This window comes from Mesorhizobium sp. M0207 (genome assembly GCF_040321995.1).
Lineage (GTDB): Bacteria > Pseudomonadota > Alphaproteobacteria > Rhizobiales > Rhizobiaceae > Mesorhizobium.
On record NZ_JAMYSQ010000080.1, the window covers coordinates 1 to 612 of the forward strand.

General features: G+C 59.6%; 1 protein-coding gene. It reads left to right on the top strand.

Annotated features, from left to right (window positions below; translation table 11 throughout):
• Window positions 1–334: 334 nt before the first annotated feature.
• Window positions 335–612 (top strand): general stress protein (locus NKJ15_RS32930; RefSeq protein WP_352819862.1); only part of this gene is annotated, 278 nt, incomplete at its 3' end.

Genomic DNA, 612 nt, shown 5'->3' on the forward strand with positions numbered 1-612 from the left:
ATGAACAACATTATCTGGCTGGTCGGCGCGATCGTGATCGTAATCGCCATTTTGAGCTTTTTGGGTCTGCGATAGGCCTTAGCCTCTCCTCGACCTCTTCGATTCGGCAACGGCTCCCTCTCGGCGTGGCCTCACTGCCCGTTGCACTCAAGCAGGTCAGACTTAGGTCCCAAGCAAGATACTCCAGGATTGGACCGAAGCCCCGGCTGAGGAACGTAGCCGGCTGGCTCACGTTGTGGTGAGCTTTGGCGCGACGAAGATGCGTCCGGGCGGAAGAGTTCAAGCCAGGGAGGAGAGGCCCGACGCTCCGAACGGGCGTCGGGCCTGGGCGTAAATGCAAACAATCAGCAGACTGTTCAATTCCCATGCCCAGGCAGCACGTGCCGTGGCCAGGCTTCAGGCTGCCGGGATTCGCCGCCGGCAAATCAGCGTGGTCGGATCTTACAACGACAATGATGAACCGATCAGCGTTGCTGGATATTACGACGATGAGATGAGCGCTCTCTGGTGGGGTGCGATTGCTGGTGCCGCACTTGGCGCCACGGCTGGTCTGTTGGCCGGCTTCAGCGCTTTTGGAGCTCAAGACGTTGATCCCGCGGGGATGACCGGCAT